Here is a 25599-nt window from a genome sequence, read left to right as displayed (position 1 = left end):
GAGCCCGGACTGTCCGCTCGGCGGCGTGGCCGTCGCCGTAGGGATTGAGCGCCCTCGCCATGCGCCGGTAGATCCGTTCGTCCTTGATGAGGATAGACACCGCGTCCACGATCGTCTCCTCGTCCGTGCCCACCAGTTGCACGGCGCCCACGGCCACCGCTTCCGGCCGTTCGGTCGTATCCCGCATGACCAGCACCGGTTTGCCCAGCGAGGGCCCCTCCTCCTGCACTCCGCCGCTGTCGGTCAGGATGATGAAGGAGCGCTCCAGCAGTGCGCAGAACTGTGCGTAGGGCAGGGGTTCCGTAATCAGGACGTTGGGGCAATGCTGCACAGCAGGCAGGATCGCCTCGCGCACCAGGGGATTGCGGTGCGCCGGGAAGACGAAGTCGTGGTCCGGATGCGCTGCAGCCAGCCGGGCGATCGCCCGGCCGACCTGACGCAGCGGTTCTCCCCACGATTCACGGCGGTGTGCCGTCACGAGCACCACCGGACGCCCCGCCGCCAGCCGCGCGCCCAGTGCCGGGTCCTCGATCCTCGGCCGGGAGGCGACAGTGAATAACAGGGCGTCGATGACCGAGTTGCCCGTCACCACGATCGAGTCGGAAGGGACGTTCTCGTGCAGCAGGTTGTCCCGCGCGGCCCACGTTGGAGCCAGATGGAGGGAGGCCATCTGGCCGGTGAGCCGCCGGTTGATCTCTTCTGGGTAGGGCGAGTATTTGTTGCCCGTCCGCAGTCCCGCCTCGGTGTGCACTACCGTGACGGCGGCGTAGAAGGCCGCCAGGGACGCGGCGAAGGTGGTCGTCGTGTCGCCCTGCACCAGAACCGCATCCGGTCGGTCGTCGTCGAATACCTGAGCCAATCCATGCAACGTCCGTGTCGTGATCTCGGTCAGCGTCTGACCAGCGGCATGGATGTTCAGGTCCCGGTCCGGGACGATGCCGAAGGACTGATTGACCTGGTCCAGCATCTCGCGGTGCTGGCCCGTGACGACCACGCGGACCTCGAAGCGCGGGTCGTCGCGCAGTGCGATTACGAGAGGGGCCATCTTGATGGCCTCGGGCCGTGTGCCGTAGATCGCCATGACGGAGACGGGCGCTCTGTGGAACGAGTGAGACATGGGATTGCTCCTGTGCGTTGGGTGTCTGGTGGGAGCCCGAAGGCCCTGGTCAGTCGGGGGCGGCATCGAGGATGTCCAGGTCGGTGAAGCGGACTCTCGCGTCCTCGGTGTACAGGCCGATGGTTCCGCCGCGGTACGGTCTTTCTTCGTCGGTGATGGTCGCGAGCTCCCGCCCGCCGACGCTCACGGTCATGCGGGGCCAGTCGTGCTCCACGCGCACGCGGTAGTCCTGGCCAATGGGGAACTGCGGTTCCAGACCGCTGGCGATGAACCGCTGGTTGCCAGGGTAGGCGGGGTCCTGCTTGGAGATCTCCCACCCGTTGGGCTTGAGTGCAACGGCGTAGAAGTGCTCGTCGTCGCTGAGATTCCACAGCACCCAGCCCACTTCCCAGTTGTTCGGGGGACCGTTCCGCACCTGGAGCTCGGTATGCACCGTCACCTCGAAGGTGGGGTCCATGTAGGAGCGGGTGGTGTGCACGAGACCGCCGTGAGTGATGTCCGCGGAGGCGGCCGACTTGGGATGGAGCACGACCTCGTCGTCATTGCCCGAGGCCTCGCCATAACCGGTGTACATCACGGTCCACCGTCCGATGACCTCCCCGTCCGACCAAGGGCCGGTCTCACGCTGGCTCAGACCGATGGTGACGGCGATAGAACCCACGAGCAGGATCGTGGCCCCGAGCAACAGTGCTGTCCTCATGCCGGCGCTGTCAACGGGTGGTCCAACTCCTCTGCGGCCGAGTCCTGGTCGTCCGTGGTCCGATCCGTCTTCGCCCAAGAGTTCCGCCCCGCGAGGGAGCGAAAAGCAGCTTTCCATCCGGCGACGTACCAGAGGAAGGCGTAGCCAACGTAGACGTGCAGGACAACGAGGGCGGTCAGCGGCACGAAGCCGTGATCCCGTTCTTGGCGCCAGTAGACGGCTCCAAACATCAACGCGGGTCCAAACGCCCCGGCATACGCCGAGACCCACCACCACGAGAAATCCAGGGACCACGTGAAGACGCCGATGACGATGCTGACGATCCACAGCAGGAAGGCGGCGCTGAGAAAGGAGGCGAGCAGGAGGAGGCAAGGGCTGGTCAGGTGGTAGAGCAGGTCCACGCGGCGCGCGCCGGTCAGGTCCCGCAGTACCGACGGGACAAGCGTCCAGGACTGCAGGTGACCCTGAAACCACCTGGTCCTTTGTTTGACCCAGCGCCGGACGTCCACGAGACCTTGCTGGTGCACGGCCGAGGTGGAGCAGAACTCCATGTTCCACCCCCTGATCAGCAGTCGCACGCCGAGGTCGAGGTCCTCGGAGAGGCTCCTGGACCAAGGTGCGGGGCCGAGGCTGATGAGGGCCGAAAGCCGCACGAACTGCCCGTTGCCACCCAGCCCCACGCTTCCCAGGTGCCGACGACCGCGTTGGAAGACCTCGGTGTAGAGTACGAACTCGATGTCCTGCATCCGGGCCAGCAGGTTCTGGTGGCGGTTGTTGATTCGGACGCCGATCTGTACGGCGCCCAGGCGGGGATCCGCGAAGAGCGGCATCACTTCGTCCAGGGCCTGCGGCTCCATCCTCCCGTCAGCGTCCACGACACAGACAACGACGTCCGAGGCGTCGGTGTAGGCGCCGAGCGCCCCGGAGCGGATGTGCCGGATCGCCGCATTCAGCGCTTCGCCCTTGCCCTGCCGGGCAGTCGGCAGCCGTCGCTGCAGCAGGCTGACCCGGGGATCGGATCGGGCTCGCACGATGGCAGCTGTGCCGTCGTTCGAGCCGTCATCGATCACCAGGACCTGCATCCGCGGGTGATCCATCTCCACGAGCCGATCGAGACTTGCGGCGAGGACCCGCTCCTCGTTGAGACAGGGCACCACGAAAATAACGGTTCTTTCGGCCGCGGCTGCGGGGGAGGTCACCGCTCGACGTCGCGCGTACGCCGGTTCGAACCGGGACAGCACGAGCATCAGCACACTGTACAGAACCGACAGGAGCACCAGGCTCACGGCCAGGATCAGGACGAAGTCGATGCGCTGACCGTACAGGATCATCATGGTCGTTGTTCCCTACGCCTGTGCTCCGTGGCGGTCGGCCGGGGAGTTGACCTGCCACATCGGCGCCGCGGACTGCGAAGCGCTCGACTTGGCCGGACTGTTATGCGCGAGGCGCCGGCGGGCGGAGCGAGCCGTGCTCAGAAGGCTTGACATCAGGACGGCCCCGATTATGAAGAGCACGTAGGCCAGAAACAACGTCATCGAGATCGTGAGCAGGAATCGTCCCCCCAGGTGGAGCGCCGACTGTGCGGCCTCCGCCGATGTGAGAATGCCCATGGGCATCCGGTTCACACCTCCGCCACTGCTTCGCGGGCGGGGACGGCGGACCCCACTGCTCCGGCTGGCCCTCTGAAAAGAAGAAAAAGGAACACGGTCTGCCTCCAAATCACCAACGGCTTGAGATTTGTACAGCTAAGTTCCGGTGGCGTGACCCATGCGTGACTGAGGCGTGATCGCCGGCTGGAGTTCTAACCGGCTGGAGCGTCCTAAAACAGGCAGGGCAATCTGCAGGGAAAGCTCAGGGCTACGTGTTACTACTCCTGCGCCTCGGCCAGTCCCTGGTACCAATCGGTCACTTGCGCAAGGACGGTGTCCAGGTCAGAGGCATAGCTCGTTGTCGCCTCGGAGTCATCCTCAGTTCGGGAGGAAAGGCGGGCACGGAGCGGCATCGGGTGCTCGGCTTCACGCCACACATTGATTACCAGAGTGCCTAGGCTTCTGGAAACCAGGTCGCCGTTTGACGCCTCAGAAGCTGATTCGTCCGTCAAAGCCGCTCCTGCTCGTCGAAAGTACGAGCACTGTTTCAAAGTCCCCGTGTCGGTTAAGAACCCCTCACATCAAGTCTAATCGCGTGAACCTGAAGATGCTGGCTCCCCTGCCACACCCGCGTAACAGGAGTTGTAACCCTTTCCACGGTTTCAGAAATGTCAAAGGGCACCATTTCCATCAGTTTGCTTATGAGGTACTTTGTCAGCAAAGAGCAGAAGGACGGACTAGAAGCGTCGCTTTGACTGCCAACGACGGCAGTACGAGTGCGCAAGACTGATGGGTTGAGAAAAAGCTCACCAGCGCCGGCGTCAACTGGGGGAGCCGCAGGGAACGCGGACTCACGCGGACTTCTTATGACCCCGTGGACAAGCCCTTATTGGGGGACGGAATGGCGCAGGACAATGACACCCAGTTTAAGCTGAACCTTTTTCGATGCTTCCAGTTGTGGCAGGACAGAACCGAAATCCGCGTCGCATCGCGGCAGCAACGCCTGATAGCTGCGTTGGCTATCAATGGCCCCCGGCCCCGTCGCTACTATAGCGGCCTGTTATGGCCGGACAGACCAGAAGCACGCGCTATGGAAAGCCTGCGAACGTCGGTCTACTTAACATCCAGCCAAGTTCCGGGGCTGCTGGTAAACGACGGCCAAGTGCTGTCTCTGTCAGATCACGTCAGCGTTGATTTGCACGATGTGGTCAGTAAAGTCAGGCGTCTCGGCGAGTTCGGTTCGGAGTTATCGGACGATACTTGCTTGGCGTGCCTGAACTGCGGAGAGCTGTTGCCGGGCTGGTACGACGACTGGGTGTTCCTGGAGCAGCAGCGGCTGCGGAACCTTCGTCTGCGGGCATTCCTTACGCTGGCTCGCCGCTGGATTGACGAGGGGAACGTTCACAAAGCCGTCGAGGCGGCCGAGGGCGCCCTCGAGCTGGAGCCGTTGAATGAAAGCGCCGTTGCGCTGCTCATCAACGCTGAGCTGAAGTCCGGAAACCGAGCTCGTGCTTTGCGCACTTTCCAGGCTTTCCGGACCCACTTGGGCGTCGAGTTGGGCATAGAACCATCGGAGCACCTCGCGAGAGTTGCAGAGCGCATCAATTCGAACAGAACGTAAAGTCGCGCGGCCACAGGAAGAATCGGCAGATGCGGGACGGACCGCGGTAGTCTGAGCCACTTTCGCCGAATGTAACTAGGGAGTCATGCGGTATCCGACGCCATGTACTGTCTCCACCCAACGGGGTCGTCTGGGGTTTTCGCCGAGTCGCTTGCGGAGATTGCTGATGTGTACCTCCATAGCCCGCTCTTCCTTAGCGCTGACAAAGGAGCCTGTGTTGTACGGCTCATTGCGCAGCCGTCGCACCAGATCAGCCTTGGTCTGGATCGTCCGTCCGCTCTCCATCAGGACCAGGAGGATGTCGAACTGACTACGCGTCAGGCCGACGGGAACACCATCAATCGCAGCTTGTCGCGTGCCCTCGTGAAGGGTCAGTCCTTTATGTGCGAACGCGGAGCCGTCGGCTTGCACGGCAGGCAACGCATGCGCATCAACCGCCACGCGAGGGGCGGTCAACATGTCTGCATCTTCGCGATCATGCGTTGCGTGACCGCGTCCATGGAGAACAGGGGAAGGATGTTCACCGAATCCACGGTCGATGCGTCTCGGTCTGCGGAACATCGCTTTTATGCGGGCTTTCAGTTCCCGGGAGCGGAAGGGTTTGGTGAGGTAGTCGTCAGCTCCCGCTTCAAACCCCATGAGCGCATCCGCTTCATCTGTCCGGCCGCTGATTATGATCACGTAAGCGTCACTGAACGTCCTGATGCGCCGGGAGGCTTCAAGCCCGTCAAAGTCGGGCAGGCCGATGTCAATCGTCACAATGTCAGGTGTGTGCTCGACCACCCTGGCAAGGCCCTCAGACCCCGATGACGCTGGGTGCACGGCAAAGCCAGACTGCCGGAAGACCTCCGCCAGCGCCGCCCGCACATCATCGTTGTCTTCGATCACCACCGCCACGCCGCGCGCCCCCATCGCTTTCCCCCTATATCATCGAGCCCCGGCTATGGCTCTGATTCAATCTGCGTCTACCACCCGCGTGTGGCCGCTGGCAGGAGCAGCCGAGTTGGCAAAAAGCCGGGACCAGCTGCACACTCTTCCTTGCGCATTCGGCGCGGCGCGTGCTGTGGATGGTCGCGGCTTTAGAAGTCTCAGTTGATGAAATCTTTGATCCATGCCTTCAGGTCCTCGCCGAACTCCACCCGCTCGGACGCCAAAGTGATGACCGCCTTGAGGTAGCTCAGCTTGTCGCCGGTGTCGAAGCGACGGCCTTTGAATACCACTCCGTATACGCCGGAGCCTTCGCCCTCGTCGGCCGCCAGCGTTTGCAGCGCGTCTGTCAGCTGGATTTCATTGCCCCGGCCCGGCTCCGTGTTTTCCAAAACGCCGAAGACGGACGGGTGCAGCACGTACCGGCCGATCACGGCAAGGTTGGACGGTGCATCCGCCACGGACGGCTTTTCGACCAGGCTGTTGACGCGGACGTAGTCTTCACCCTCAACCGCGGTGATGTCAGCGCAGCCGTAGGCGCTGATCTGGGAGGGGTCGACCTCGATGAGCGCTATGACAGACCCTCCCGTTTTCTGCTGCACCTCGATCATGGTGGTCAGCAGGGACTCGGCCTCGTCAATGAGGTCGTCGCCCAGCAGCACCGCGAAGGGCTCTTCCCCCACGTGCTGCTTGGCACAGAGCACTGCGTGCCCCAGGCCTTTGGCCTCGCCCTGGCGGACGTAGTGGATGGGACCGAGCTCGGAGGCGTAACGGATGGACTCCAGGCGGCCCTTGTCGCCCTTCTCCTCCAGCACGCGTTCCAGGCCGGGAGCACGATCGAAGTGGTCCTCAAGCGCGCGCTTGCTGCGCCCCGTGATCATCAGGACGTCGTTGAGGCCCGACTTCACGGCCTCCTCCACTACGTACTGGATGGCCGGTCGGTCAACCACCGGCAACATTTCCTTCGGCATTGCCTTGGTGGCGGGCAGGAAGCGAGTTCCCAATCCGGCAGCAGGAATGACGGCTTTGGTAACAGTTTTCCCCATAGTCATTGGTGCACCCTACAAAAGAATGTAGGGGCCTGACAATTTAACGAAGAAAAACCAAGATGACAATTTTCACATTGGCAACACCCGCAACTCTGCGACGGCTGCTTTTCATTGTCCGATCCATCGCCGAACGCAGTGATTAGAGGACCCTGATGCAATTTTCGGCCCCACCACAATTTCATAACGGGGAGATGTCGGTCACACCGAATCGCCAAACTGAATTCTCCTTCCTGGCCTTTTATGTACTACCCTCACCAATCTCTCCTGCCCGCACCATGAGCACGTGAACGCATCTGACCTGCGATGATCCGTCCTTAGGTTCCAAGACTCCATCATCCTGAGGAAATCCTGAGAAGAAGCGCCGGATTTGACCAAGTCTTGATGAAGAGCCAAGAAAATTCTGAGAATTCGCTGATTAGCTGGATTTATCGCTGTTCGGTGACTGGAAAATGGCGCGAAGTTTGAACGATTCTTTCCAACCTCGCATCCCGCTCTGATAAGGCCGTATCTGGGGACCAGCCAGGTCCTGGAGTAAAGCAAGTACCGCCCTTGGGAAAAATAAGGTACTCACTACTCGTGCGTCCTCTCCTTGCCTTACATGTAATTAGTTTTGATGGTTTCGGCTTTCTTCGCGGGGCCGGCACCAACCGGAGTCGATGGCGAAAGCTAGGCTCCTGAGTCGGGCCGGGTTCCTAGTCCGGACTCGACTCCTCTACCTTGTCCGCCTCTGATGTCCGTCCAATTCGATTTACACGACCAGCGCCTGCCGCGTCTCAATCACTGAAGAGAGACCGGTGGGCGTTTCCATGCCCGCAGGCAGACCGATCCGTGGTTCAGCTGAGGGTTCCCAGCCCTGCCAGCCCACCGCCACAGCTTGTCTTAGAGGAAAGAACCACATCTCTTGAAGTCTTTGTTGCAAGATTCGTACACCCGTCAGATGTCCATGGTCATTGTCGTAGGACTAGTGTTGTCGGCTCTTGTGCCTCTTGCCGTTCAACTCTTTCCCAACGGCGGCGCAAACCTTCCTGTTCTCGCCGCGGCTGCACTGCCCTTCCTGCTGGCCCTCGCACTGATCATCAAGCCGGGTATTGCCGGGCCGGACCGCGGGGGCGATACGTCTGCACCTGAACGGTTGGGGGCCGCGCTCCTGCTGTACCTCTCCCCCGTACTCCTGCTGAACGTCGTGTACCCGTTGGTCAGCCCTTCAATGGCTGCCGTCGATATTGATGGGGTGCCGCTGACACTAGTGGTACTGGCGTCCTCCATCACCGTGCCCTGGATGGCGCAAGCGGCATGCCTGCCCATCTACCGGGTACTCGGAGATCTCATGGCCGATCGGAATCTCGACGAGATCACGCGAAGGTTCTGCCAGTTCTGGCCCATGATCTTTGTGCAGTCCCTGCCCCTGATTGCCGTGTTTGCTGTGCCCATGTGGCTGGCGACGGGGTGGTCTGCGACAGTAATGCTCGATTACGCAGTCCTCTGCATTCTTCATCTGCTCTTTGTCCAGTCACTCGTCCTGGCCAATGTGGCAAACCGCCGCGGACTGTGGGCCATCGCCTGGTCGGGGTACGCTGCCGCGCTTTTCGTTGCTCCTACCGTGTGGTGGCTTCCGCCCCTCGTCGGTACGGCCACACAACTCCTGGCCATGCGTTCGGGCCTTCGTTACCTGGGTTTTGCCCGGCGCCTTAGCATGCGGGTCTTCGGCCTCGACCTGGTCCGGGGGCTCCTCATGGGCGCAGTCCTCTGGGCTGACAAGTTCGCCTTGTTCCTGGTGACCCGGGGTGACTTCCAGGTCGTTGCTGTATTCGCTGCCATGCTGCCGGCCGTTGTTGCCTACAATTTCTACTTCGTCCACCTGGCCCCTGGCGTGGACAGGGAGCTGCACGGCCTGCACCGGGACATCGCCGAAGCCCCTATCAGCTCCCTTCGGGGCAGCTCCAGGCGTCTCACCCGTGTTGTCGACCGATCAGTGGTGCTCACTGGCGCCATAGCGGCTCTGCTGACACTTTCAGTGTCCCTGGTCATGGCCGGCGTGGATCCGTTGCACACGCTCCTGGCGGTGGCAGCTGCCACAGCATCGTGGGGATTCATGATCCTCACGCTGCTGAGCTACGAACTGGATTTCATCGGCGAGAAGACCACGCCACAGATTCTTGGAGCAGTGCACCTCACAGTCTGCATCCTGGCTTTTGCTGCCGGGGGACTGTTCGGCCCCCTCACCGGCGCGGCCGGAAGTTACGTGCTGTTGGGCGCCGTGGACCTCGTCCTCATCGGCATCGCCTGGATGCTCTACAAGCACCACTGGAGCCAACCGGAATACACACTCTTCTGGCGCCACGCCACCACCTGGTAGCCCGCCGCACGCAAGACATGGCGAAGACTCTTCGCCCCGCCAATCGCTATGACCAAATGCTCAAAATGACTAAGGGGAACATCTTGTACTCGACTGTGAAGCACTGGACCACACAACGCAAGGATGTGCTGCCACTGCGGCCCTCCGCTCTGGAAGCCCCGGCTAAGCCTGTGTATGAAGACGTCGATGTGGCCATCGTGATGGAGTCCACCTACCCGTACCTCAAGGGAGGGGTCTCCGCAGTGGTGCACGACATCGTGACCCACAACCCCGATCTGAGCTACGGCATCATCCACATCACCTGGGACTCAGAGTCGCCAATGACAGACCTGTATGGAATGCCCCCTAATGTGCGCTGGGTCCGCACCGTGTTCCTCAGCATGGAAGAGCACCGCCACAACTTCCTTTCCGTGACAGCCAAAGACCTGGGCATGACCGGCCAGCAGCGTGAGGAACTCTCGCACCGCCTGTTCGACGCCCTCTACGCACTGTCCGAACACGGCGAAGTTGAGGACCTCTGGCAACTGATCGACGAAGGCCTGAACGAGCGCACCCGCAGCTACCCCCTGTGGGCCGTGCTCGGCTCGCGGGAATTCATGCAAACCCTGCAGGACCGCATGCCGCAGCTGAACCTGTCCCTGGCGAACTCGTTCTGGACACTGCGCAACTTCTTCTCACTGGCGTTTGCCGTGCTCGGTGAAACCATGCCACGGGCCAGGGTCTACCACGCCCACACCACCGGCTACGCGTCACTGCTCGGAGCAGCGGCGGCGCGGGACCATAACACCTCGTTCCTGCTGACCGAGCACAACCTATACGTCCGCGACACGGTCAATACCCTGCTGGACCGCAACATGGCCTTGTCCATCACGGAGGACGATTACCGTACCTTCGATGTGACTGCCGAAGAGCGCGCCTGGATGGCGTGGTGGACGGAAATGGGCCGTTTCTGCTACCCCAGTGCACGGCTGATCACGTATCTCTATCCCAGTGCCATCACGGAAGCGGCCCGCCTGGGATCTGACATCGACAAATCGGTGGTGGTGCCCAACGGCATGGTGATCGCGGAATTCGACGACAAGTATCGCGCCCGCCGGCAGGCGCTGGCGACAATGGAGGAGGAAGGCGCAGACTACGTCTGGCACCTTGTCTACATCGCACGGGTGGTACCCATCAAGGGGCTCCTGGATCTGTTGTCGAGCCTGGAGATTCTGCGGGACCGCGGGTACCCCAACCTGCATCTGGACGTCCTTGGCCCCACAGAGCATGTCCCCGAATACTACGAAGCCTGCCTGGCGAAGATTGATGCCCTCGGCCTCCAGGACCACGTTACGATCCACGGGACGGTCAACGTGCGGGACATGCTTGACCAGTTCGACCTCCTGGTCCTTCCGAGCTACAACGAAGGCCAGCCCATCGTCATCCTCGAAGCGATGGCCGCCGGCATCCCCACTGTGGGCTCCGACGTCGGGGGCGTCGCCCAGCAGATCGCCGATGACCTCATCACAGCTGACGGGCGCGCCATAGGTCCCTGCGGGGAAACGGTCACCCCCGGCGATGTACATCAAATGGCGGATGGCATCCAGGCTGTGATTGGCAACCTTGATGCCTACGCCGGGTACGCGGCCAACGCACGCACCCGCGTCCAGGAACTCTTCCAGATGCACGAAGTCATGTCCTCGTACAACCAGATCTACCGGGCTCTGGGCGACCTTCCGGTGATCGAGGAAACCGCCACGGTCCTCTTGCCAGTACTGGAACCGGCAGATCTGTGAGCGGAGTTGGCGCCTGGATCCGTTACGGCGATCCGGTAACTTCAGATCAGTTAGCCTTCGCTGCCAACCACTACAGGGCTGCGATTTTGCAGCCCTGGGAGCTGGAAGCGGCAACCGAGCTCAAGCGGCTCCGCCCGGACATGACCGTCCTTTGCTACAAATGCCTGTCCTCAACCCGGGATTACGAACCAGGACCCACTTTCAGCTCCGGGGTCTCCTATGCGGAGGCGGAAGACGCCGGCGGGCAATGGTTCGCAACGCGTCTGGACGGTTCACGTATCGAGTGGAATGGATACGGCGGGCACTGGCAGATGAACGTCCGGGATCCCGAATACCGTACACGCTGGGTCCAGAATGTCACCGCGGAACTGTCCGGTTCGCCTTTCGACGGCGTGATGGCTGATAACGATGTTTTCGAAGACTACTACCAGCTGAACCTGCCGATCCGGGACGCCGCATCGATGGCTGATCTCCGCGACGGGCTGGATCTTCTGGTTCATGCAGCCGGCTCGGGCTTGAACGGCGTCGGCAAACTCCTCGTACCCAACATTGCCGAATCACGTCGGTTGCCGGGGCGATGGGCCTCCCATGCCGCCTACGGGGGAGGATTCGAAGAGGTTTGGCTCGGCTACGGACCGGCAAACCTTTTTGACCCGCACACAGCCGAAGCACAGCTTCCGCAGGCGGAGGGCCCTGGCCTGTCGATACTGCGTGTGCCGACCGACGGCGACGACAACCACCCCAATTTCACCTACGGCCTGGCAGCGTTCTGGATCTTCGGGGCCGGCCGGGGTTCCTTCTCGGCTACAGCACACGACGATTACAGCCGCACCCAACACATCCCGGAACTTGACTGGGCGCTGGGCAGCCCGCAGGGAAAACCGAAAGGCCGGCACCACGTCTGGTACCGCGAATTCAGCGACGGATGGGCCGCTGTGAACTTCAACAAAGACGGCCGCCGCAGGCGCCGGATCAGCGTTCCTGCCGGCTTGGCAGACGCGGCAGGAAACCCGGCTCCGTCATCCCTGGTCTTACCGGCACAGCGGGGCGTTATCTATCAGCGAGGGCAGAACCATTAAGATACTCATCACCGGCGGCTGCGGGTACATCGGATCGCACACCATCCTTCGTTTACTCGAGGGCGGACACGACGTCACTGTCATCGATAACCTCAGCAACTCCCTGTCAGAGTCCCTGCTGCGGGTGGAGAAACTCACCGGACGCGATGTGGCCTTCGTCGAAGGAGACATCGCGGACACGGCTTGCCTGCAGAGGATCTTCGATCAGGAGGATTTTGGGGCGGTTATTCACTTTGCCGGTTTCAAGGCCGTCGGTGAGTCCGTCAGCCAGCCGTTGCGCTATTACGGCAACAATGTCAGCGGAACGTTGAACCTCCTGGAGACCATGGACGCCTACGGCATCCGGAACCTCGTGTTCAGTTCATCGGCCACGGTCTACGGGGTAAACCCTGACATGCCGCTGAAAGAGGACTTTCCGTTACGGGCAACAAATCCCTACGGCAGGACCAAACAGCACATCGAAGAGATCCTGACCGATCTCCACGCCGCTGACGAGCGGTGGCGGATAGCGCTCCTGCGTTACTTCAACCCCGTAGGCGCCCACTATTCCGGCCTGATCGGCGAAGACCCTCAGGGCCCGCCCAATAATCTCTTCCCCTTCGTGACCCAGGTGGCCGTGGGCCGCAGAGACAAAGTGAGCGTTTTCGGCAACGATTACCCCACTCCTGACGGAACAGGGGTCCGCGACTACATTCACGTTATGGACCTTGCAGCCGGGCACGCCGCTGCACTGGACTACCTGGCCGAACACCAGGGGCTGCACACATGGAATCTGGGAACCGGCCGGGGCTACTCTGTCTTAGAAATTATCCAGGCCTTCGAAGCTGCATCGGGCACCACCGTCCCGTACGAGTTTGTGGACCGGCGCCCGGGAGACGCCCCCGTCAGCCTGGCCGATCCTTCCCGGGCCCTCCACGATCTGGGGTGGAAAGCGTCAGAGACGCTGGAGAGTATGTGCGCAGATGCTTGGCGCTGGCAACAAAACAACCCCGACGGCTACCGGGTCGAAACACAATCAGCGTAACTACGGCGTCAGAGGGCCGGCAGGTATTTGCGGCCAAGGGTCAGCCACCCGGCTTTGGTCTGGTCCTGGGAAGCATTGGCAAAGCGCAGGGGCATTCCGTTAGCCAGGGGGTTAACAGGCCTCAGAAGGAGGGTGTAATACCCGGGAGCCAGTCCGCTGGTGCTGGCGGCTGTTTTCCACTGGACCGACATCCCCGGCTTCACCGCAGTGAGCTTCCACGAAGTCGCCCAGGTCCGGGCGATTTTTCCCGCGTTATCGACTGCAGCGATCTGCACAGGCCAGTCGTAATAGAAAGGTGCCACCCCCACGTTGCGGACCATAACACTGACATCAGTCTGCCGGCTCAGGGTTCCCCGGGTGGCGGCGAAGGCCGTCGCTTGGAACCGGTAGCCCAGCGATTGGGAAGCGGTCGCAGCATTGCTGAGTGCCTGCCCGGAGTATCCGGGGTTGAATGCATGCTGATTCAGCAGCCAGGAGGCGTGCGTCGCTTTCACACTGCCTGCAAAGTCGTTGTCGGCGCCAGCTTCAATGACGGGGCAGTTCATTGGCGCGTTGAAGATACAGTGCTGGATCTCGGGCCGCAGTTCTCCTCCCACCGGCTGGGAGAGCCACTTTTCGGCGGCACCGGCCTGGGCCATTTTGTCCATGAAATGCCAGCCGGTCCCCGGCAGGGTTCCTACCGCGAACGAGTCGTCGTGGTAGCCGACGTTCAAGCTGCTGTTCGCCGCGTCCGGGTACCTCACCTGAAGCTTCGTTCGCGTAAAAGCCTTGGTGTAGGCCTGGAGCACCCGCTGCTGGGAGGCCGCTGATGCGAGCCAGTTCTCGGGGCTCGCCCATCCGTCATACGGGTAGGTGTGCCATTCGCCCCAAAACCCCAGGAGCCCCATCTGGATGAACCCGATCCGCGGGTCTCCGTCATACCGGGATCCCAATGCCGCGATGAAGCCGTCCAGGGCGTCCAAAAGGCGTGGGTCATCATAATTCGGGGAGACACTCGCGCCACCGTTGTCATAGTCCGCATATGTGTGAGTGGCGAGTCCGGAGTTCAAAAGATACGCGGGAATACCGGAGGACCTTCCCGGGTAATCCAAATAAAACCTGAAAACTGCCTGGTGACCGCGGGCGGCTATCGCGTTCAACTGCGAATCAAAACTGGACCAGTTATACGTACCGGGGCGTACAACAACGGAGTTAACCGGGACGTAAAACCACTCCATCGAATGGGGCACCCCGTTGTAACTGCCCGCATAAGGAACGAAACCCGCCAAAGGATTACTCGCAGGAGCAGGACCAGCCGGCAGGGACACCCACTCCCCCGGGGGGTCTGCGGCCTCCGCCGCAGGAACGGTGGAGGTTGAGGGGACTACCAACAACACCCCGGCTATCAGGCACGAGACAAGCGCAGCGATGAAAAGCCGATTCCCCTGCTTTTTACCGCGCGAACGATACCCCAATGTATTCAATTGCACTTCCCCCTGAGACGCGGTGACAAGCACCAATAAGACCAAGTAGTAACAACGCCATGAGACCAGGAACTCCAAATGCCGCTACCCCAAAGCGGCGCTTTGGACTGATCCTAAGGCCAAAAGCCACCGTTCATCCCAAAGATTCCCTAATTCTTTTTTCGACCTTCTGTGCTGCAAAGCCAGACTTAACCCGAGGTAGCAAGCATGACCCCCATAACGTCCCCGTTCCGTGGTTCGAAGACACCGCCGGAAAAGACAGGGATCACCCGCCCTGCTGATGCGGTGCCGCCATTGGTTGACCGGTTGGTGCTGGAGCGGTTAGAAGAAGAACTGGACGACGGCGGCGAAGGGTATACCAGCGTTTTCGTTACCAACTTCATCGCTTGCCTCCCCCGCAGAATCGAACGCTTACGCCTGACTCTGACCACCGGGGACTGGGAAGGTTCCTTCGACGCGGTGCTGAGCTTGAAAACGTCCAGCCAGATGGTGGGCGCAGAGCAGCTGGCATTGCTGGCCATGACGCTGGAGGCCGAATTACGCAGCGATGCCACGCTGGCAAACCTGAATATTGCGCTGCCGCAGCAAGCAGCAACATTTCTCGAAGCAATCAATCAATGCAGCAGTAGGACCGTGCACAGCCTCACGTCCCCGCACACACCCGGACCATAGTCCGTGAACTGACGCTGCTATCGCGGTTTTGCTCGCGCGATGACCAGCACCTCGGGGTTCTCGCCGCGGTTCATCACGGCCCACGGCCACGGCCACCTGTCAGGTTTCCTGGCCGCGGTTGGACGCTACAGGGCCATGCGGCCCTGTCGGACCACTGGCGAATTCTGGTCGTTGACGCGGCCGACGACGAGCGATCGTAAGCCGCCAGCATGGCCACCCCGTGTGGACAAGTTGCTCCCCGGGCTGCGGATGTGCCCCATATATAGGGGTGATATTTTTCCCGACGGCAGGCCGGAGGTGGGAGGATAATTGCTGCTAAGCCCGAAAGGAGCCAAGCCATGAGCAGCCAGAACACTGAAGTTAAGGGGTACGGGACCCTGACGGACCAACCGGTCCTGGACGGGCACGTGGGACCGTCGATGTATTCTGCGGCGGAGCTGTTCAAGGCCGTGGCCCATCCGGTCCGTGCGCAGATCCTGGAATTGCTTATCCGGGGTGAGTGCACCATCCCGGAGCTGTGCGACGGCACGGGGCTGAAGCCATCGCACCTGTCCCGGCACTTGGCCCAGATGCGCGGGCAACATCTTATTAAGTGCGTGCGGTCCGGAGGCCGGCTGGTCTACAAGCTGGGGTTCCCGGAAGCCGGCGAACTGCTGGCCGCTGCCCGGTCAGTACTCCATGCCCGCACGGCGGCCGCCGTCAGTTCCCTGCCTCCCATGCCGGAGGAGGAGCCGTTCACGCCGCTCTGGAGAGAGCGGTACTCGGCCCCAGAGGCAGCGCTGGTATCGCGCTCGGTGATAGCGGACGCGTGCCAGGCGATCGCTGCCCGGACCGGCTGCAGCCCCGAGGCGGCGGCCGGACGGCTCATCATGACGGCGCGCACCTGCAAAATCACGCTTCTCGACGCCGCCTTGGAAGAACTGCGCGGTGAAGAGGCAAGCAGCGACGCCTGACGCCTGCAGGCGGCCGGGCCTGGCTGTTTCCCGGGAACAGATGCCTACGCCCGTCCTTCTGCCGCGTCATGTTGGGCCTTGATAAAAATTGCGTTGACCTCCGCCTGTCCAAGGACCACACTCGTATGGCGTGGAATTGACGAAAACGTCTATTCGTCAATCAGCTGTAGTTCCTTTTCCGCTGGTACAGGGAAGAGGCTCCGGACCAGGTGGCAGGGATTTCCCTTTGGGGGCTCGTGGTGCGGGGATGGACGCGGAGGGGACAGCGTGGTCTCCTCCGCCTCGTCATCCTGTGCGCGGCCCAGTGCCTGCGGACGGGGGCGAGGCACCAGCAAGTGTCCCGGGCATCGGGGCCGGGGGCGGCATTTTCATATACGGGCATCACAAATGGCTGGGAGTTACCGGCATGGGAATTGAGAAGCTGTGGGACCGGCTGGATGCGGAAACGCGGCAATGGTTCGTCGATAATCCCGGGTGCGTGATCCTGCCCCGGGCCGTGGTGGCAGCGATTACGAAGGCCACCGGAGCCGAGCTCGAACAGGACCGGCACGGTGAAACCGTCCTCTCCCCCAGCGACTGCGACTTCATCCGCAGGGAAGCGGAACGGCATGATGCCCTCCGCACCGAGTCCTCGTCGCCGCGCGTCTAACTCGTTGGGCGGCGGCCTGGTTCCAGGTTCTTGCCGGCCTGCCCTGGTGAACCCGCGCTTCCCGGGGATCGCCTGCTGACCGCGCCTTCGAAGCCACTCTGCAAACCCTGCGCCTATCTGCGCGAGCGTTTGTATGCCGCTTGGGTTGATCTCGTGGACGCTCGAACAGTTTCATCTACACTGAAAGACGATTTGTAGATGTGGGCTCGCTGACTGACAGGCGTTGTGGACAATGGCAAGCAGGGATGCCGGGACGGAACCCGTTCCGCTGGATGACATCGACCGGAAGATCATTTCGGAGCTGACCCGGGACGGCCGCATGTCCGTCACGCAAGTGGCCGAGAACGTCCACATTTCCCGGGCGCATGCGTACACACGGATCGGCCGACTCACGAATGAAGGCGTGCTGTCCAGGTTCACGGCGCTCGTGGACCCGATCAAAGCCGGGCTGCGCTCCTCCGCCTACGTGACCCTGAAGCTGAAGCAGGATGCCTGGCGCGAACTGCGCGACCAGCTCGGCGCTATCCCGGAAGTGCACCACGTGGCCCTGGTGGGCGGCGACTTCGACGTGATCCTGCTGGTCCGCGCCGTGGACAACATCGACCTGCGCCGGGTCATCTTCGACCAGCTGCAGTCCATGCCGGGAGTGCTCGATACCCAGACGTTCCTGGTGTTTGAGGACCTGGATACGAGGTAGCGCTCTTTCGAAGGGACCTTGTCCCCGGTCGATGCGGCTCGGCGCCAGTCCACGCCAGACATAAGATGGTGAACATCACCCGGAAGCGAAGATGGGCATTTGACGCGGTGCAGAACTGCACGACTGTTGCCCCCGCGAGCATTTAGCGATGGGGCAACAATGTCCTTCCCCCTGAGTGTGAGCCGTGCTCGGTACCCCATCTCCTAGCGCTACCTGTGCAGAGTGATCAGGCGCAGATCAGCACCCCTCCGCGGTCGCCCACGGGGGCGAACTTGCTTCTGGAATGTCGAGGCAGCGAATCCAGTAAGTTGGGCAACGTTGCTGAGAAAATCGTCAACGCCGCTCCTGGGGACAACGACTCTAGAAACCAAATTTTCGCCCTCCTCCAGCTGGGCTGCGCACTGGGAACCGCTGACCGGAGGACCTTACACTTTTCTCCCTGAAACCACAGCGCAGGGTGCTGCGCGTCTGCTGCAGTAGGTGCGAGGCCAGCCGAATCATCTCATTTAGACCCTAAGTAATTAGGTAGTAGTGTTCCCGCTCCTCGCGCTTTGCAATAACGTTCTTGGACCATCGACTAGATGATGCGAATGCCATAAGTCCGATGGTGGGTAGCAAAATGACAGCGCCGGTAATGGACAAGGCGGTTAGTGCCAGGTCCCCCAAAGCGTCTTCCTTCGGCCGTCCGTGACGGCGCCAGATGTCCATGTGATTCATCATGCTTTGAGGGTAAAAGCCCGTCGCGGCAAGCGCCCGAGTAGCGGCTACTCATTTTTCTAATCTCCGGCACTGGCCCAGCCCCTAGGTCCAAGCACAGTTCTGCGTGTGCCTCCTTAGAGGCTGCATGGGTCGATACATGCCGAACTAGCTACTGATGCCGAGTCGCTGTCATGTAGCAACCGTCCCCACTATCATTATAGCCAAAATGAGCGCGGAGCTTTGGAAACGAAAACCTCCATACAGCACTTTCCTGAACTCTACTTATCTGAATCTATCTGGTCATGACTGTATGGACCCCGCGGACGGGACATAACTACCTCGACAATCCCAATCAGCATCGCGGCAGTAATCTCCATGTAGCGAGTCGCGTTTTTATTGATGACGCGTGCCGGCATGGACGACGTGACGCTGGATCTGGCACGAGGGACGCGATGAGCTCACAAAAGAATGCGCCGAGGAAGTCCTCGGTGGCGTCGTACCCATTAGGTGAACAATTACCCTTGCTGTTTTACCCATTGCGGACCTCCGTGCCCGTCCCCTGAACATCCGGGGCGGCACGGATAACCAGCTGCTCATCCCGTGCTTTTCTAAGCCAGCGTGACCACCGCTTTTAGGCCAGATGCGAGTAGCAGGCGGCGCACCGCGTAATCGCTGAGTGATAGAACGCGTACCTTCTACGGTGGTTGTGCGATTCCGGGCGCAATAGTTTGCTGATTGTGGCTAGAGAAAATCGTTGTAACCCGGTTGCATCACAAAGCAATACAGAAGTAAGGCGGCGAGCCTTTTTCCGCTTGGGAACCCTGATAACGGCACTTACAGGTGCGTCGGCAATGTCGGCTGCAGGTGTCACCAGCGCCCAAGCGCAAGCCGGTCCCCGCGGTGAAACCCTGCGAAACACTTACATCGCCATGGCGGAAAAGGGTTCACCTTCGGGCGTGGCTAGCCTGGATGTGAATGCCAAGATCCTTCCCTCGCAACTTCCCGACTCAGCTGCCACCAGTGCTACACAGATTGCGACAGCTATTTCGACCAGCGACTTAATCTCGCCCCGAGTGGTTTCCCGCGCATTGGGTCGGCTGCATGCCGGACTTGCGGCCCGGCTTTCCACCCCGGCACGGCTGGTATTCACAGGGTCATCAACTACACAAGGGCAAGGTGCCACGACGGCCGAGGCACGTTACGCAGACATCATGCTTCGCCGTATACAAGCGCAGTTCCCGGCAACGGCTGGCGTGGAAGTTAACATGATCATGTCCAACTCCGCTAATTTCGGGGCGCTTTCTGCAACTGGCGGCGTCCATGGCTACAACGCCGGTGAAGGCGGCAAGATTTCATCGACCTACCTCACTGACACGGAAGTGGACAGTATCAATGCCATCGCCCCTCTGGCCGTGTTCCACATGGTGGGCTCCAACGACTTCGCCGGAAACCAGCCCATTCCAACCTACAAGGCTAACGTCCTGGAACGCGTGAACAGGCTCAAAGCTAATGCGACAGCCCCTTTGGTTCAAATCCTCCTTCAGCCCTTTGAGCGGTTCGATGCTGCGGTCTTGGACGGCACCGAGCATGCCTGGGCGGAGTACGGTCAAGCCCTCAATGAGATCGCGCACGCAGACCCCGACAACGTCGCCTACCTTGACGTGTCTGCACCGTTCTATGCAGCTGGCGTCCCGGGCGCGGACCCGCTGAACCTGATCGGTCCGGACGGATTACATCAGACTGACGCCGGCCACTATCTCATGGCAATGCTGATTTTGCGGGGCCTTGGGCTGAACACCGCAACTACCCCAATTGCCCCCGCACCGGCGCCGCCAAGTGGCGGCCTCCAACTGGTGCTGGATTACTTCAACCGCGCCGACACCACACCGCCGGGGACGTCGCTCACGGGGCAGGAATGGTCCGTAGCGTCCGGCGCGTGGGCTATCGAATCGGGAAGACTGCGCGCTACGTCGGGTGGAACCGTCGTAATTGACAGCGGATTCTCTGACTTCGACGTAACCACCGTCGTAGCATTACAGTCCGATGGTCTTTCTTTCGGGCTGTTTGGGCGGGCCGTGGCGGACACGTCGCGCGTAGGGGCGTTCTTCGACCTTCCGAATGGGAAAATCGCGATCTGGTGCAAATACGGGGCAACCAATGCCCAGCGCGCAGTGGAGATCAATACTGCACTCTTCAAGAGCGGCGCCAACATCGTCCGCGTCCGAGGCATTGGGTCAACCATAACGGCCTACGTCAACGGAACCAAAGCCATCGAGCACAAGTTAGATGCGACAGACACGGCGGGCGTTAGTAACATCTTGGGTAACACGTTCGTGGGCATCCGGTCAGCGGTAAGCACCATACACACCTGGGACAACTTCGCCGCTAACATCCCCTGAGCCTGCTGCACCGGAAAACAAGATTTGTTAGACGTCCCAAGAACTGCAGTAGTCTCGTTGCCGGATCTCACCGCCCACGCGTTATCCGTAATGCCCACCTGGCAACTGTGCTTGACCCCGTTACAGATTCAGCAACTTCCACCAACGGTAGTACGGCAACACGAACGCGAGTCGCAAGATTCACGGCCGATGCTTCCGTCCACTGGTCTAGCGCCCGCTACTGGAGATCAAGACGTACACCATTCCTGTGGAGCTCGTGGACATCCAGGGAATGGCTGCTATTGGAGTGTGACAAACCGATTTCGTTCAAAGATAGCCTATGCGCTATTTCCTAACGGCGGAGCTACTCCCGGTACCCGTCCACGATGGCAGCAGCAATCTCCTTATAAGCCCGCCGGGTATCAGACTTCAGCACGTCCAGGGTGACCAGATCACCGTCAGCTACGCCGCGGTCATGCGGAACGGCAATGAGTTCGCGGCAGATGCCAGAGAGGTGTTCCTCGATGGCGTCTTTGTCTACGCGCGAGGAAACCTCATCCTTGTCGGTGATCACCACAATCGCGTTCCGCGCCAGTCCCTCGTACCCGTGGCTAGCCAACCAGTGCAGCGTGCTGCGGGCACGTTTTGCGCCGCTTACTGCGTAGCCGGCAGCGATCACTAAATTATCCGCTGACTGAAGGATTCCACTCATCGCATTGTGCGTAACGCCTGTACCGCAATCGGTAAGAGCTACTGAATAGTAGCTGGACACGAGCTGACGGATCCGCAAGTACTCGGCGGCTGTCAGGGAGTCCGAAACCTCTGGGTCCTGCTCCCCCGCGATCAGGTGCAACCGCCCGGCGTGGTGCATATACCGAGCAAGTGAAGTGAGGGAATTGATGGATTCGATGTTGTTGAGCAGGTCTGTGATGGTGCGCGGGCTAGCCTGCTGGTAGATTCCCTCACCCAAAGCACGCTCCACCAGATCCCCGGAATCCGGGTTCGCGTCGATTGCGCATGGCGCATCACCGCGGTATTCAGCAAGTGTCAAGCCTACGCCCACTGTGGTGGATGTCTTGCCGATGCCGCCCTTGAGGCTCAAGACTGCCGTATTGTAACTTCCCTGCAGCTGGCGCGAGATTCGGCGGGCCAACTCGTCTTCTTGCCGTTGTTTCGGCCCGGGCCCCATGTTCCATGCGCCTCCGGTCATGTTGTAGATGGCACCGCGGACGCCGCCGACGGGTCGCGGTCTCTGTTCCTTAACAAACAGACCAGGCGAGCTAATAAAGTCCGGCAAGGGAGTGTCAGCAATTGCGTTTGCGGTAGTTGGCCTAGTACGCCTAAAAACAAGAGTCTCGGAATCGGCGTCCGCTGTAACTGGCGCAACTTCGGCCGCAGCGCCTTCCACTGTGGGTGTTGTACCCGGCCCTGCCGGACGAGCGGAAGCTGGCGATCGTGCCGGTGCCGCCGCACGTGCCCCGGGATTCGCCGCGTCGGCTGCAGCGGCTGCCTCCGCCCACGAAGTACGACGCGTCACCTGTGTCGCATCCGCGGTGGGCTCGCTAAAATGGATTGACGTTAGGGCGGGCATGATTCCTGTCCGGGCATCCGTCAGTTCACCGTCGGGGCGACGTAAGTCGCGGCGTCGGAGCGCCTGCGGCTGCTCTGGGTCTTCTGCACGGGCGCGTGCACTCTGGTCCGCTGGATCGGGCATATATATGTCCCCCCTGACGTTCGGCGAAAAGTTCTGCAGCACTGTTCAAACAGCAAGTCTAGGGGTTTGCGGACGTTTCTGATCAAAGGCGGGTTAGAGCGGCAACTACGGCCGCGGTGGCAATCAGAAGTACAGTGAGAACGGCGTAGCCTTGCCACTTTGGGCGACCCTTATGTGGATTGATGTCAACGTAGGGCATGACTAGCGCTGCCTACCCCGCGATGTACTGCGGTCAGGGACACGGATAGCACGACGCTTGGAACGGAGCATCTGGTGAAGCACAAAAAACGGAACCAACAAGGTGCCAAGCAGCGCGGACAGCGCCAGGGCAAAGTCGGATAAAGCCACAAGAGCCTCCATCGGTCAGGGATCCCAATGCCCTTGACCTAAGCACGTGACCAATCGGATGACAAATCGTGTCGACATCCGGCATCTACTTTGCGGGCGGCTAACGCTGCAGAGCTATGAGCACCACCGCCGCCGTCGCAGCAGCCAGACCTGCCAACAAAACAAGTAACAGTAGCCTCACCCTGCGCTGCCGAAACTCTCGGCGTGAGTATCGTACACCGTAAGTGCCGCCGTATTTGCCCATGCTGAAATGCTAGAAACACAGCCTCAAGGTTTGATCAAGTCATACTCTTTGTTACGCGACAGGCCTTACTCGCTTCCCACTCTCCGATGACAATCCTCGTTCCCTTTTCGATGCCAGAGACAATATCACCGCCCCAATTCACGGCCAGCCCAACTGTCTCTGGTTGGTGTGTAACTTGCATCTTGCATGCGGTCTCTTCAAATTTCTCGCGGACGGGATCCCTCATCAAAAAGGATGAGCGGAGAGGCATTCGAAGGATTTGGGAAATGCTCGTGTAACGGCGCGTGTCCGCCAGAGTTGCGTCCGCCCCTGGCACCGTGAGCTATGCACTTCCGATGAGTGAACGAGGGGCTGTCACGAAGGTAGCCGCCACCCGTTGCGGCAGGTCAAACGGGCGGCGAAGTAGCAGATTCTGGATGCGCTGCGCCCACGGGCTGGTCCTGAGACCACGCCCCGCCGCGCTGGGGACGCTGCTGGTGCACAGGATTGCCCCGCACAGGGTGCCAAGGACGTTGCTCTACTCGAGGTCCATCACTGAGGCTTTGCACCGCTGATGGGCTCTCCAGCGCTCCCGCGCCCCGCGGCTCCCCGTGGCCCCCCGTGCGGGAGCTATGTCGTGCCTGTGACAGTTCAAAGAGCTTCAAACTGATCCCGGGACCGCCGCGTAGTTAATGAAGACCGCCCCCGGGGACAACCCGCCGCCAGCCCAGATGGTCCGCACTGGAGCCGAAGGGCGTGGACGGCCTCAACTCAGGAATCGAATGAGCCAAGTCGCATCTCTGCTAGCTTCTTCGTCCGGTTTGACTAAAATCTTCGGGAAGACCCATGTCCAGCCTCGAAGCGACCGTGCGGATCGGAGTCAAACATCAGGTAAACTGCTCCAGACTTGAAGCATCAACTTTTGGGGAACGCATGAACAGCAGTACCTACAGCCCTGCACACAAAGGTCAAGGGGAGTTTCAGCGGATCGACTTCCTCGATGCTATTCGTGGAGTAGCGGCTCTGCTTGTCACTATAGGGCACGGACTCGAATTTTGGTGGCCTGGCTACCTCTTCTGGTCGACCCAGTACTTCAATGTGGGACGACTTGGCATCACAGCTTTTTTTGTAGTTAGCGGATATGTCATTGGGTTAACCCTGAGCAGGCAGACTGTCCGCACCTTCGCCATTAGACGGTTCTGGCGTCTATACCCTATTTATTGGCTCACGACTGGGTTATATGTAATAACTTCCTTGGCGACCGGGAGTTGGGCGGCGGACTACGGTCTCTTGGTCATAGCAATGAATGTGACTATGATTCAGGGTTTTTTTTCGATGGCCAGTCTTTTAACACCTGCGTGGACGTTAGGTGCCGAGTTGGTCTTCTATATCCAGTCCGCGGCAGGAAAAACTGCCCGAATGTTCGAGAAATCCGTCTGGCTCGGATATGTCTGGCTGGCTATATTTGCGGGCTTCGCTATTCTGAATGCGTTCACCAATAGTGATTTCAGCGGCGTGAGCGCCCTAATGCTGTTCACTTCCTCGCTTGGGTTCAGTGTATTTCTGTGGGACAAGAACCGTAATCGGCACTGCTTCGGGCTGGCAGCGACAGCAGTCTTCCTGGTTCCGCTGTTAGGAGCGATCCTTTTATCGCATCCTGGGGCCAGCGGGGGGTGGACTCCTGTAGCCTTTGCAGGGTCTTATATCGGGGGCATCATGTTGTTCGCGGGCTTCTACTGGATGCGCAAAAAGGCTTTCCCGCAATTCGCATTGTGGCTTGGCTCCATAAGTTACGCCCTTTACCTTGTGCACGTGTCCGTGTTTGAGTGGGTGAACCATTTTGGACCGGCCCATATCTGGATGGTCGCTCCTGCTACCGCTGTTGCTCTACTGGCCGCGTGGTTGCTGCACAGGTATCTGGAGGTGCCTTGCGTGAGGTTTGGAAGGCACCTCTCGCAGCGTGCCCAGTATGGGCAAGGCTCAATTCGTGTGCCCATCTAGCCGTTGGACCGCCTAACCAATGCCAGACACCAGACACCAGACACCAGGCGCCAGGCGCCAGGCGATTGTAGGCTCCTCACCGTTCGTGGCGTCATGGATCCCTGGCATGAGCGTCGTGGCGACGTCCTTACGGCACTTGTCACGAAAACAACCGATTTGCAATTGGCGGTGTTGCGGTACGAGCGGTTTGTTTGATTTTCTTGTTGACATGTTGTTGGCCTCGTCATTGCCGGTCGTGGCGCTGGTGATGAGCAGCACCTTGATCTCATGCCACTATTTGCACACCTTTCGGTAGAGCCTGTTGGTTTCCGGTCGTGCGGCTGCCAGGACCAAATCTTCGAGTGCCTTCCTGACCTCCGCGGCGTCTTCTGGAGAGCCGGTGCGGAAAGGATCCGGAGCTGTTCCTTGACCTTTCATGCAGCCTGGCGGTCCCTGTCGGATCGTCCAGGGCAAACACTTCCTTGAGCCGGAAGGCTGGCCGGCAGCTGAGGTTGTCGCCGCCGCGCAGCAGGAGCATGCGGTGCGCTCAAGCCTTTCGATGACCCGGCCATGGCGGCCCTTGACC

Annotated in this window: 20 protein-coding genes; 11 read left to right on the top strand and 9 right to left on the bottom strand. The window is 60.5% G+C overall.

Translation table 11 applies throughout. From position 1 onward, the window contains the following. The 4 genes from wecB to ARTSIC4J27_RS04730 all read right to left on the bottom strand — a co-directional run. The coding region (gene wecB, locus ARTSIC4J27_RS04750; RefSeq protein WP_327077636.1) for a non-hydrolyzing UDP-N-acetylglucosamine 2-epimerase at window positions 1-1045 on the bottom strand (1045 nt) is incomplete at its 3' end. Between the two features lie 121 nt (window positions 1046-1166). Further along, window positions 1167-1817 carry a YfiR family protein gene (locus ARTSIC4J27_RS04745; protein WP_235436540.1) on the bottom strand — a complete coding sequence of 217 codons (651 nt, stop codon included), beginning with the start codon at window positions 1815-1817 and terminating at the stop codon, window positions 1167-1169. After that, entirely contained in the window at window positions 1814-3151 is a 1338-nt protein-coding gene (locus ARTSIC4J27_RS04740) for a glycosyltransferase family 2 protein (RefSeq protein ID WP_083435320.1), read from the bottom strand. The genes ARTSIC4J27_RS04745 and ARTSIC4J27_RS04740 overlap by 4 nt, the downstream gene beginning before the upstream one ends. 533 nt (window positions 3152-3684) lie before the next feature. Next, window positions 3685-3918 (bottom strand): hypothetical protein, encoded by a 234-nt coding sequence (locus ARTSIC4J27_RS04730; RefSeq protein ID WP_050054069.1) that lies wholly within the window; start codon window positions 3916-3918, stop codon window positions 3685-3687. Window positions 3919-4280: 362 nt separating this feature from the next. Here ARTSIC4J27_RS04730 and ARTSIC4J27_RS04725 point away from each other — a divergent pair, with 362 nt between their 5' ends. Then, window positions 4281-5027 (top strand): AfsR/SARP family transcriptional regulator, encoded by a 747-nt coding sequence (locus ARTSIC4J27_RS04725; RefSeq protein WP_083435319.1) that lies wholly within the window; start codon window positions 4281-4283, stop codon window positions 5025-5027. A gap of 75 nt (window positions 5028-5102) precedes the next feature. On the opposite strand, the gene ARTSIC4J27_RS04720 is transcribed toward ARTSIC4J27_RS04725, so the two are convergent. After that, window positions 5103-5939 (bottom strand): response regulator transcription factor, encoded by an 837-nt coding sequence (locus ARTSIC4J27_RS04720; RefSeq protein WP_050054068.1) that lies wholly within the window; start codon window positions 5937-5939, stop codon window positions 5103-5105. Window positions 5940-6115: 176 nt separating this feature from the next. Further along, window positions 6116-7006: a UTP--glucose-1-phosphate uridylyltransferase GalU gene (gene galU / locus ARTSIC4J27_RS04715; protein ID WP_050054067.1), complete on the bottom strand. Its 891-nt coding sequence runs from the start codon at window positions 7004-7006 to the stop codon at window positions 6116-6118. Window positions 7007-7967: 961 nt separating this feature from the next. Between galU and ARTSIC4J27_RS04710 the strand changes: the two genes are divergently transcribed. From ARTSIC4J27_RS04710 to galE, 4 genes are all read left to right on the top strand, one after another. Continuing rightward, window positions 7968-9359: a hypothetical protein gene (locus ARTSIC4J27_RS04710; RefSeq protein WP_235436544.1), complete on the top strand. Its 1392-nt coding sequence runs from the start codon at window positions 7968-7970 to the stop codon at window positions 9357-9359. A gap of 65 nt (window positions 9360-9424) precedes the next feature. Beyond that, window positions 9425-11134: a GT4 family glycosyltransferase PelF gene (gene pelF, locus ARTSIC4J27_RS04705; protein ID WP_407681116.1), complete on the top strand. Its 1710-nt coding sequence runs from the start codon at window positions 9425-9427 to the stop codon at window positions 11132-11134. Next, a complete protein-coding gene (locus ARTSIC4J27_RS04700) occupies window positions 11131-12213 on the top strand; it encodes a putative glycoside hydrolase (protein WP_050054064.1) in 1083 nt (360 codons plus the stop codon). Before pelF ends, ARTSIC4J27_RS04700 begins: the two co-directional genes overlap by 4 nt. Continuing rightward, window positions 12209-13237 (top strand): UDP-glucose 4-epimerase GalE, encoded by a 1029-nt coding sequence (gene galE / locus ARTSIC4J27_RS04695; protein WP_050054063.1) that lies wholly within the window; start codon window positions 12209-12211, stop codon window positions 13235-13237. Before ARTSIC4J27_RS04700 ends, galE begins: the two co-directional genes overlap by 5 nt. Before the next feature lie 8 nt (window positions 13238-13245). On the opposite strand, the gene ARTSIC4J27_RS04690 is transcribed toward galE, so the two are convergent. Continuing rightward, window positions 13246-14199, bottom strand: coding sequence for a DUF4832 domain-containing protein (locus ARTSIC4J27_RS04690; protein ID WP_235436537.1), 954 nt, complete (start codon window positions 14197-14199; stop codon window positions 13246-13248). A 708-nt stretch (window positions 14200-14907) separates the two neighbouring features. Between ARTSIC4J27_RS04690 and ARTSIC4J27_RS04685 the strand changes: the two genes are divergently transcribed. From ARTSIC4J27_RS04685 to ARTSIC4J27_RS04665, 5 genes are all read left to right on the top strand, one after another. Next, window positions 14908-15372, top strand: a complete 465-nt coding sequence (locus ARTSIC4J27_RS04685) for an Hpt domain-containing protein (RefSeq protein WP_083435318.1) — start codon at window positions 14908-14910, stop codon at window positions 15370-15372. A 338-nt stretch (window positions 15373-15710) separates the two neighbouring features. Beyond that, complete coding sequence (locus ARTSIC4J27_RS04680; protein WP_050054061.1) at window positions 15711-16325, top strand: ArsR/SmtB family transcription factor; 615 nt, start codon at window positions 15711-15713, stop codon at window positions 16323-16325. A gap of 406 nt (window positions 16326-16731) precedes the next feature. Then, the gene (locus ARTSIC4J27_RS04675) at window positions 16732-16974 is read left to right on the top strand and encodes a hypothetical protein (RefSeq protein WP_050054060.1); all 243 of its coding nucleotides are present in this window, start codon (window positions 16732-16734) and stop codon (window positions 16972-16974) included. Window positions 16975-17206: 232 nt separating this feature from the next. Continuing rightward, entirely contained in the window at window positions 17207-17671 is a 465-nt protein-coding gene (locus ARTSIC4J27_RS04670) for an Lrp/AsnC family transcriptional regulator (RefSeq protein ID WP_050054059.1), read from the top strand. 1628 nt (window positions 17672-19299) lie between these two features. Beyond that, window positions 19300-20769 carry an SGNH/GDSL hydrolase family protein gene (locus ARTSIC4J27_RS04665; RefSeq protein ID WP_161799539.1) on the top strand — a complete coding sequence of 490 codons (1470 nt, stop codon included), beginning with the start codon at window positions 19300-19302 and terminating at the stop codon, window positions 20767-20769. A gap of 343 nt (window positions 20770-21112) precedes the next feature. On the opposite strand, the gene ARTSIC4J27_RS23120 is transcribed toward ARTSIC4J27_RS04665, so the two are convergent. Then, the gene (locus tag ARTSIC4J27_RS23120; RefSeq protein ID WP_235436536.1) at window positions 21113-21958 is read right to left on the bottom strand and encodes a MinD/ParA family ATP-binding protein; all 846 of its coding nucleotides are present in this window, start codon (window positions 21956-21958) and stop codon (window positions 21113-21115) included. 1921 nt (window positions 21959-23879) lie between these two features. Between ARTSIC4J27_RS23120 and ARTSIC4J27_RS04655 the strand changes: the two genes are divergently transcribed. Next, on the top strand, window positions 23880-25034 hold the full coding sequence (locus ARTSIC4J27_RS04655; protein WP_083435316.1) for an acyltransferase family protein: 1155 nt from the start codon (window positions 23880-23882) through the stop codon (window positions 25032-25034). Between the two features lie 12 nt (window positions 25035-25046). On the opposite strand, the gene ARTSIC4J27_RS22445 is transcribed toward ARTSIC4J27_RS04655, so the two are convergent. After that, entirely contained in the window at window positions 25047-25292 is a 246-nt protein-coding gene (locus tag ARTSIC4J27_RS22445; protein ID WP_152683779.1) for a hypothetical protein, read from the bottom strand. Between the last annotated feature and the right edge of the window lie 307 nt (window positions 25293-25599).

The organism is Pseudarthrobacter siccitolerans (assembly GCF_001046895.1).
GTDB lineage: Bacteria > Actinomycetota > Actinomycetes > Actinomycetales > Micrococcaceae > Arthrobacter > Arthrobacter siccitolerans.
Note: the sequence above shows the minus strand (reverse complement) of the source record. Positions and strands in the feature narration are given on the sequence as shown.

Coding starts and splice junctions, on each gene's coding strand:
- ARTSIC4J27_RS04720 (WP_050054068.1), bottom strand. CDS start 5,939: ATGGGGGCGCGCGGCGTGGCGGTGGTGATCGAAGACAACGATGATGTG.
- ARTSIC4J27_RS04655 (WP_083435316.1), top strand. CDS start 23,880: ATGTCCAGCCTCGAAGCGACCGTGCGGATCGGAGTCAAACATCAGGTA.
- ARTSIC4J27_RS04685 (WP_083435318.1), top strand. CDS start 14,908: ATGACCCCCATAACGTCCCCGTTCCGTGGTTCGAAGACACCGCCGGAA.
- ARTSIC4J27_RS04675 (WP_050054060.1), top strand. CDS start 16,732: ATGGGAATTGAGAAGCTGTGGGACCGGCTGGATGCGGAAACGCGGCAA.
- ARTSIC4J27_RS04665 (WP_161799539.1), top strand. CDS start 19,300: ATGGCGGAAAAGGGTTCACCTTCGGGCGTGGCTAGCCTGGATGTGAAT.
- ARTSIC4J27_RS04680 (WP_050054061.1), top strand. CDS start 15,711: ATGAGCAGCCAGAACACTGAAGTTAAGGGGTACGGGACCCTGACGGAC.
- ARTSIC4J27_RS04745 (WP_235436540.1), bottom strand. CDS start 1,817: ATGAGGACAGCACTGTTGCTCGGGGCCACGATCCTGCTCGTGGGTTCT.
- galU (WP_050054067.1), bottom strand. CDS start 7,006: ATGACTATGGGGAAAACTGTTACCAAAGCCGTCATTCCTGCTGCCGGA.
- pelF (WP_407681116.1), top strand. CDS start 9,425: ATGACTAAGGGGAACATCTTGTACTCGACTGTGAAGCACTGGACCACA.
- ARTSIC4J27_RS04670 (WP_050054059.1), top strand. CDS start 17,207: ATGGCAAGCAGGGATGCCGGGACGGAACCCGTTCCGCTGGATGACATC.
- ARTSIC4J27_RS23120 (WP_235436536.1), bottom strand. CDS start 21,958: ATGACCGGAGGCGCATGGAACATGGGGCCCGGGCCGAAACAACGGCAA.
- ARTSIC4J27_RS04740 (WP_083435320.1), bottom strand. CDS start 3,151: ATGATGATCCTGTACGGTCAGCGCATCGACTTCGTCCTGATCCTGGCC.